This is a genomic window from Shewanella sp. TB7-MNA-CIBAN-0143, from assembly GCF_040310065.1.
GTDB lineage: Bacteria > Pseudomonadota > Gammaproteobacteria > Enterobacterales > Shewanellaceae > Shewanella.
On record NZ_JBEOPL010000176.1, the window covers coordinates 1 to 230 of the forward strand.

The window sequence follows — 230 nt, forward strand, 5'->3', positions numbered from 1 at the left end:
CAGTTAACTATTTCACCTTATATTTGCATGGACGATTATCAAGCAGCCTTTGACTTAACTGAAACATTAATAAAACAAGGCCACAGTAAAATAGGCCATATCATTGGCGATCCAAATCAAGGCGTGAGTCGTTTACGTTACCAAGGCTATTTGGATGCATTGCGATCTAACAGAATAAATACGCCACCAGAATACATAGAGCAGGGGAGTTTCACGTATCAGTCTGGTAT

General features: G+C 39.6%; 1 pseudogene. It reads left to right on the plus strand.

Annotated features, from left to right (window positions below):
* Nucleotides 1-230: pseudogene (locus AAEY97_RS21560) on the plus strand (LacI family DNA-binding transcriptional regulator); the annotation flags it as partial.